Annotated in this window: 6 protein-coding genes, 2 pseudogenes and 1 riboswitch; of the genes and pseudogenes, 4 read left to right on the top strand and 4 right to left on the bottom strand. The window is 71.1% G+C overall.

Translation table 11 applies throughout. The annotated features are described in order from the left end of the window. Positions 1–48: 48 nt before the first annotated feature. Positions 49–239: riboswitch (cobalamin riboswitch) on the bottom strand. Between the two features lie 86 nt (positions 240–325). Continuing rightward, positions 326–1927: a helix-turn-helix domain-containing protein gene (locus tag AB0P06_RS14995; RefSeq protein ID WP_363607678.1), complete on the bottom strand. Its 1602-nt coding sequence runs from the start codon at positions 1925–1927 to the stop codon at positions 326–328. Further along, a complete protein-coding gene (locus tag AB0P06_RS15000) occupies positions 1924–2739 on the bottom strand; it encodes a serine hydrolase (RefSeq protein WP_363607679.1) in 816 nt (271 codons plus the stop codon). The genes AB0P06_RS14995 and AB0P06_RS15000 overlap by 4 nt, the downstream gene beginning before the upstream one ends. A 112-nt stretch (positions 2740–2851) precedes the next feature. On the opposite strand from AB0P06_RS15000, the gene AB0P06_RS15005 reads away from it, so the two are divergent. Beyond that, positions 2852–3352: a hypothetical protein gene (locus AB0P06_RS15005; protein ID WP_363607680.1), complete on the top strand. Its 501-nt coding sequence runs from the start codon at positions 2852–2854 to the stop codon at positions 3350–3352. Between the two features lie 70 nt (positions 3353–3422). Further along, positions 3423–3905: a hypothetical protein gene (locus tag AB0P06_RS15010; RefSeq protein ID WP_363607681.1), complete on the top strand. Its 483-nt coding sequence runs from the start codon at positions 3423–3425 to the stop codon at positions 3903–3905. A gap of 117 nt (positions 3906–4022) precedes the next feature. Here AB0P06_RS15010 and AB0P06_RS15015 read toward each other — a convergent pair. Continuing rightward, positions 4023–4250: pseudogene (locus AB0P06_RS15015) on the bottom strand (transposase); the annotation flags it as partial. 25 nt (positions 4251–4275) lie between these two features. Continuing rightward, positions 4276–4815 carry a CGNR zinc finger domain-containing protein gene (locus AB0P06_RS15020; protein ID WP_363607682.1) on the bottom strand — a complete coding sequence of 180 codons (540 nt, stop codon included), beginning with the start codon at positions 4813–4815 and terminating at the stop codon, positions 4276–4278. A 181-nt stretch (positions 4816–4996) separates the two neighbouring features. On the opposite strand from AB0P06_RS15020, the gene AB0P06_RS15025 reads away from it, so the two are divergent. Both AB0P06_RS15025 and AB0P06_RS15030 read left to right on the top strand, forming a co-directional pair. Continuing rightward, positions 4997–6223 (top strand): MFS transporter, encoded by a 1227-nt coding sequence (locus AB0P06_RS15025; protein ID WP_363607690.1) that lies wholly within the window; start codon positions 4997–4999, stop codon positions 6221–6223. Positions 6224–6781: 558 nt separating this feature from the next. After that, positions 6782–7017: pseudogene (locus tag AB0P06_RS15030) on the top strand (IS30 family transposase); the annotation flags it as partial.

Here is a 7017-nt window from a genome sequence, read left to right on the forward strand (position 1 = left end):
CAGGAAGGACACAGACCGGTGCCATGCGTGTTTGCTCCATCCTCGTGGACAACACGGAACACCCGCAGTCGGTATCCTGACTCCCGGATCAGCGCGCGCCACCCGGCCTTCCCGGCTGGCTGCCAGTGGCTGGTACTGCGGTGACGCGCTCCCCGGTCACAGTGGCGGGACCGTGCCGGACTCACACCGGCTTCCCTGCACTGCGGGCCTTGTCCACGACCATATAGTCGGACGTCCTAGCAAGTCCAGGGTGCCGCTCCCTCCGGCTCCGCCCCGAAGCTCCCCGGGCGGCGACCTGCGGCCCGTACGCAGAGCCGCGCCCCGGTCAGGGGGTGGGCGGGGTGAGGCGGAGGTGGAGCATGGCCTCGAAGCGGGCCCCGGGGTCGGCGAGGTCGAGGTCCGCCACCTCGGCGAGGCGCTTGAGCCGGTAGCGGAAGGTGTTGGGGTGGATGTGGACGGCGGCGGCGGCCGCGACGACGTCGCCGAAGGTGTCCAGCCAGGCCGCGAGGGTCTCGGTGAGCGCGCTGTGGTGTTCGGCGTCGTAGGCCCGCAGGCGGGCGACGGGGTTGTCGGGGAGGTCGTCCTCGGCGTGGACCCGGTCGGCGAGTTCGAGGAGGAGCGACGCGACGTAGACGTCGGAGAGATGGGCGACGCGGTGCGGCGTGCCGCCGGCGGTGAGCACCCGCAGGGCGCGGTCGGCGTCGGCCCGTGAGCGGGGCAGCTCGCCGGGGTGGGCGGCGAGCCGGCCGAGGCCGATGACCGCCGGGACGCGGGGGGCGATCCGGGAGAGGAAGGTGTCGGCGACCCGGACGGCCGCCTCGTCGGAGCCGCTCGGCAGGACGGCGTAGGTCACACCGCCGAGCGAGGCGGTGGCGGCGCGCGGGTGGACGGCGGCCAGGTGCAGGGCGAGCGCCTCGCCGGAGCGGTGGCCGGCGGCGAGCAGGTCGGGGGCGGAGGAGTCGCCGAGCACCGTCAGGGCCAGGACGCAGGCGGGCTGGGCCGTCAGCCCGAGCCGGGCGGCGGCCTGCGGTGCGGCGGCGCCGCCTTCGAGGACGGTGGCCAGCAGGTCGGCGCGGAGCCGGTGGCCGACGTCCTCGCCGGCCCGGCGGCGCAGCAGGTGGAGGGCGGCGACCTTCGCGGCCTCGGTCAGGGCGTGCTCGCCGTCGGGGCCCAGGCGGTCCTGGACGACCACCCAGATGGAGCCGAGGATCTCCCCGCCCGCCCGGACGGCGATCGCCACCCGGGGTTTGTCGGCGACGCCGTCGACGTAGAGCGGGCCCTCGCTGCGGTAGAGCGCGTGGAAGGCGCCCCGGGCCTCCAGGTCGCGGAGTTTCTCGGCGGGGACCTGGCGGTCCAGGATGGTCGCGATCCGGGCCGGGTCGCCCTCGTCCTGGCGGCTGGAGAAGGCGAGTACCTTGCCGCCGCGGTCCTCGACGGTGACCGGCCCGTCGAGGAGGGCGGCGATCGCGTTGGCGAGGGCGAACAGATCGCCGGAGAGCGGGCCGCCGACGTCCTCCCCGGCGCCCGCCAGGTCCTCGCCCGCGAACTCGTCGACGGCCAGCAGGGCCCGCAGCAGGGCGGCGACCTGGGCCCAGGAGGCGCCCGGGGTGAGGCCGAGGACGGGCACGCCGCTCCCGGCGACGGCGGCGGCGACGGTGTCGTCGACGGCGACCGGCGAGCGGACGATCACGGCGGCCGCGCCGAGGCCGGCCGCCCGCTCGACCAGGGCGGCGACGGCCGGCGCACCGGCGACGCCGACGCCGAGGACGACGGCCCCGGGCAGCCGCGCGGGCTCGTCCATCGGGTCGTGGATGAGCACCCCGCCGACCGGTCGGACCGGGTCGGGGTCCCCGGCCACGACCTCGACCAGCGTCGATCCCAGGTCGGTCAGGATGCGGCCGAGGACGGCCCGCGCGGTCGGGATCATGCGGTCACAGTAGGCGGGTTCACCACCGACGACGGCTCCGGGGTGGACGGTGCCGTCGCCCGCAGTGCGTCGACCGCGATCCGGGCGGCCCGGCCGATCGCCCGGTCCGCGCCGGGGTCACGCTGCCGGGGCGTCTCGGCCCGGGTGAACACCGCCACCGCGTACCGTCCGCCGTCGGGGTGCTCGACCACCCCGGCCTCGTTGCGCCAGCCGGGCAGGGTGCCCGTCTTGCCGGCGATCCGGTAGCCGTCCTCGAAGCCCGAACTGAGCCGGTGCGGCCAGATCTGACGGCCCATCACCGACCTGACCTCGGCGCAGGCCTCGGCCGGGCCCGCCTCGTCGCGCCAGATCTGGGCCAGGAGTTCGGCCGTGTCGCGGGCGGTGCCCCGGGTGGTGCGCTCGGGCACGCAGACCGACAGTGCCATCGTCTGCGCGGGGGCGAGGGCGGCGAGCCTGGCCTGTGCCTCCTCCTCGTCGGCGGCGCCGAGGTCGGCGAGCAGTGAGCCGATGAGGTCCGCGCAGCCGCCGACCAGGTGGGTCCGGTCGCGGCCGAGCCCGGCGAGCAGGGCGTTGACCCGGTCGAGGCCGACCCGGTGCAGGACGACGTCGGTGGCGGCGTTGTCGCTCGTCGTCAGCATCAGCAGGACGAGGTCGCGCAGGCTCAGCTCGACCGGGTCGGCACAGCCGGAGGTGCCGATGCCGCCGTCCCGCAGCGGCGGGGGCACCGGATGCCATTCGGTGCGTTCCAGCCGGCCGGCGGCAAAGAGGGCGAGTTCGCCGAATCGTGAAGGGGTAGGCCGGTGAACCCGCACGCTCGTGCAGTCAGATAGGTCGTCATGCAGACGGGTTCGCTGTCGGCAATGGTAGGCGGCCGAGGCGAATTGGAGGTGCGGAGCCTATGGATCTGCGACTACAACGGGTCCCATGACGGTCTTCTACTGCTCCAAGTGCGGCATTGCGCTCACGCCCGACTTGACGGCGCTGTCCGACGTTCCGATCGTCCCGGACCTCGACAGTGCTCGGCCCAAGGGAGCACGCCAGGCGTCTCCGACTGTGCCGCGGGGTCACTATGCGATCGAGCGCGAGCCGTGGGGAGCGCCTTTCGTCCGGCAGGAAGACCACGACAACCCGGTACCGGGCTATCCTCGGGGACCGCTCATGGCCACCGAGGAAGGCTTCGTCGTCTCGGCTGGCGTCCGCGACACGGTCGCTGTCCACCCTGATGACGCCCCCGGCCTGCAGCCGCTGCCAGGGTGGGAGAACAGCACCGGTTGCTGCGGCCCGAACGGAACCGAAGGACCCAACCGAGCCTGCCCGTGTGGGGTCCGGATCGCCACTCTCGCCGCAGATTGCTCCGGGCCATACGAGCTGCACCTTGACCCGGTCCGGACGTACGCCTTCGACGGGGCAAGGCATGACGTCTGATACAGCGGACCGATCCAGGTGATCATTTAATGAGCCGCACTGAGCTGCGGGGCCGTGACAACCTGTGGCCGTGCTTTTGAGTGATCACGCGAGCAGCGTTGAGCTCCGTCCGTTGCGCTATCAGTTTGCTGCGGTCCGAGGCGACTCCTACGACGACAACTGGCTGGTCATTGGCGGGTCGGTGGCCACTCCCGAGGGCAGTTGGTCCTTTGCTGATCCATGTCTGCTGGCTCATGAAGCCCGTCAGGTGTCCGCGTGGCTGCGGGCGGTGGCCGCCGGGACGGTGGCGGTGACGGGGCCCGATGCCGAAGGCTGGCTGTCTCCGGACACATGGTTCGTCGAACCGGTCCTTGCCGTGAGCCTCGCTGATCGAAGCGACAGCGGGGCAGTGATTCGTGTTCACCTCTCCCTTGAGGCAGCGCCCCCATGGCAGCAGGGAGATGACGGGGCGGACATCTACCAGCACTTCGTGGAGATGCGGCTGGATACTGCAGCACTGCTTCGCGAGGCCGACCGATGGGATCTTGCTCTGGACTCCTTCCCGGCTCGCTAGTAGGGCTTTGTTAGGTGGTGTCGCAGGGCTGCCATGGGGTGGGTTGTCGGCAGGTGGGGCAGGTTCCGGTCCAGGTGGCCAGCAGATGTTGGAGGAGGTCCAGGGCCTGGTAGAGGGTCAGGCCCTGGCAGGGACTTTTGGGCAGGTCCGCCGTTCGGTCGGGAACAGGTGGGCGGCGGTGACGAGGGTGACGTGGCGGTGCCAGCCGGTGAATGAGCGGCCTTCGAAGTGGTCGAGTCCGAGGGTGGTCTTCAGCTCGCGGTAGTCGTGCTCGATGCGCCACCGTAACTTCGCGAGGCGGACCAGATCCCGGGCCGGGATGCCGGCGGGCAGGTTGGATATCCAGCACAGGAACGCGGCCGACCGACGGCTAGATCGTCTGCCGTTGCCGGGACGCGTAGGACCGGCTCTTGTTGCGGTTCCCGCACACCTTCATCGAGCACCAGCGGCGGCTGCGGTTCTTCGACACATCCCAGAAAGCCCAACCGCAGGTGTGCTCTGCGCAGCGCTTAAGTCGGGCAGCATCCCCGGTCGTGACCAGCTCACTCCACGCGATCGCCAGCGTGGCCAGCGGCCCACACTCCGCCGGTAGCTCCGCCGCAGGGGTCAGTGAGCCGCGCACCGTGACCAGCACAGGGTGTTCGGCCAGCACCCGGTCCGCCGCGGCGAGCAGTTCCGCGTCGGGGGTGTCGCCGACATGGGCGCCCAACTCCTCGCGGATGCCTGCGCGAAGGGTCACATAGTTCTCGTGCACTTCGGTGGGGATCTCGCAGGGTGCGTCGAGCAGGCCGCGGTCCTTCAGCCAGTCGGCCAGTCCGGCCGGGGTGGCGATCTCATCATGTGCCTCTTCCACGTCGACCGTGTTGGCGAACGCCTCCACCAGGACGGCTGAGGCCGGTGGCTCCAGCATTGCGGGTCACCTCCTACAGGTTTCCACCACTCTACCGCCTAAACGTTTTACCGGTTGCGCGATGGCGGGGGTGTACGTCAAAGTGATCTCACCGGCTAAAGCGTTAGGTAGTTAGGGGATGGTCATGGCCACAGCGGTGCCTGAACGAACGCAGACCGACAAAAGCCTCGGCACGTCGACACTGGGGCCCTGCGCCCCACCAGACCCTGGTCGCCGCAACACCGCTGTCCTGGTCGGCTTCACCGCCGCGACCAACCTCGCCGACGGCGTGATGAAGATGGCCCTCCCCCTGCTCGCCGCCCAGCTCACCAGCTCTCCCGCCCAGGTCACCGCCGTCTCGTTGACCCTCACGCTGCCCTGGCTGCTTGTCGCCTTGCACATCGGCGTGATCGTCGACCGCTTCGACCGGCGGCGGCTGCTCTGGGGCGCAAATGGGATGCGGCTGGCTGCGATGGGCTGGCTCACCGTCTCAGCCGTTACCGGTGCCCTCACGCTCGGCCAGCTCTTCACCGCCGGGGTGATCCTCGGCGTCGCCGACGTACTGGCCTCGACCTCCGCCTCCGCTCTGGTACCGGCTGCGGTGCCGGCAGCGGGCCGGCAGCGCGCCAACGTCTGGATGGTGGGGGCCGAGACCGTGGGGCAGGAGTTCGCCGGGCCTTTCATCGGCGGGCTGCTGCTGGCCGCCGGGACGGGTCTCGCGCTGGGGCTGATAAGCGCCTCCTACGCGGTCGCTGCCCTGGCCCTGCTCCTGCTGGTGGGCCACTTCCGGGCCGACGGGCCCGCCCCGGACGCGGCTCCCGTCTCGGTCAACAGCCGGATCGCCGAGGGGCTGCGCTTCCTCTGGCGAGACGAGGTGCTGCGCACACTGTCGCTGGTCGTCGGTGTGCTCGCCGCCGTCTGGGGCGCCTGGCTGGCGCTCATGCCGCTCTACGCCCAGCAGGCCATGGAACTCGGACCGCAGCAGTACGGCATTGTGCTCAGCGCCCTCGGCATCGGCGGGCTGGCCGGCACGATGGCTGTGACCTGGGTGAACCGGCTGTTCGGTGCTCGCCGGGCGATGTTCGCCGACCTGATCGGCACCGCCGCGATGGTGGCGCTGCCCGCCCTGACCACCAACATCTGGGCAGTGGCGGGCGGTGCCTTCCTCGGCGGTATGGGCGGCACGCTCTGGACGGTCAACTCCCGGACCGTCGCCCAGCGCAAGGTCCCCGACGAGATGCTCGGCCGCTACGACGCGGCGGCTCGGCTCTTCAGCTTCGGCGCCATGCCGCTCGGTGCGGCTCTGGTGGGCCTGCTGGCCGAACTGGGCGGCATGCGGCTGGCCTTCGGGGTGTTCGCGGTAACCACAGCGGCGACGCCGGTGCTGTTCCTCAGGAACGTCACCCGGTCGGCCCTGGAATCCCGTTAGGAACGCACCTTCGGACCTTTCCGCGTTCCCCGCCCGATGCACCGGGCAGATGCGCCCCAAGGCGACACGGGACCCGGAAGGCCCGGAGGCATACCCCAGCCGCCTCCGGGAGAGGGCCCCGTTGACGGTGACGACTGTCCCGGATCCTGACCAGACGGGGGACTGAAGTTCCACCCTCGGCTCGGACACTCTCCGTCTACGCCGCGAGGGTGTGGCCTTGCTGGTGCCGCTGGTGGATTTCGGGTGGCGTGGGGTAGCCCCACTCGGGGTGCCTGCGGAGAACGCCTGCGGTCATGGAAGGTCTCGATGAACGCGAAGACCTCCGCGCGGGCGGTGGCGCGGTCCGGCCAGACCGGGTGCCGATCTCCTCCTTCAGTACGGCGAAGAAGCTCTCGGCAGCGGCGTCATCGTAACAGGAGCCGACTCGCCCCATCGACTGCCTCATGTCCAACTTGCTTATCCCGGTTCGGGATTCACTCGACGTATATTCGGCGGATTCAATTGATCGTCGCAACACCTTGATTGAGGTGGTGTTGCATGGGACGGCCAGCAGGTTGGATCACGACGTTGACGGGGCGTCCGGCGATGCGTTCGCCGGGGCGGCCCCCGATCCGGCGCGGTGTGGAGCGGGAGTTCTGGGTGCGGATCGCAGAGGGGATGTCCAGCGAGGAGGCGGGGATCGCGTGCGGTGTCTCGGGCGTGGTCGGCTCGCGGTGGTTCCGGGAGGGTGGCGGCATGCCCACGCTCGGGCTGGGACCGGACTCGGGCCGGTACCTGTCCTTCGCCGAACGCGA

This window comes from Kitasatospora sp. NPDC088351 (assembly GCF_040685575.1).
GTDB lineage: Bacteria > Actinomycetota > Actinomycetes > Streptomycetales > Streptomycetaceae > Kitasatospora.

What these genes read in the sequence shown, in the direction of transcription:
- AB0P06_RS15020 (WP_363607682.1), bottom strand. Translation starts at nt 4,815, where the DNA reads ATGCTGGAGCCACCGGCCTCAGCCGTCCTGGTGGAGGCGTTCGCCAAC.
- AB0P06_RS15005 (WP_363607680.1), top strand. Translation starts at nt 2,852, where the DNA reads ATGACGGTCTTCTACTGCTCCAAGTGCGGCATTGCGCTCACGCCCGAC.
- AB0P06_RS14995 (WP_363607678.1), bottom strand. Translation starts at nt 1,927, where the DNA reads ATGATCCCGACCGCGCGGGCCGTCCTCGGCCGCATCCTGACCGACCTG.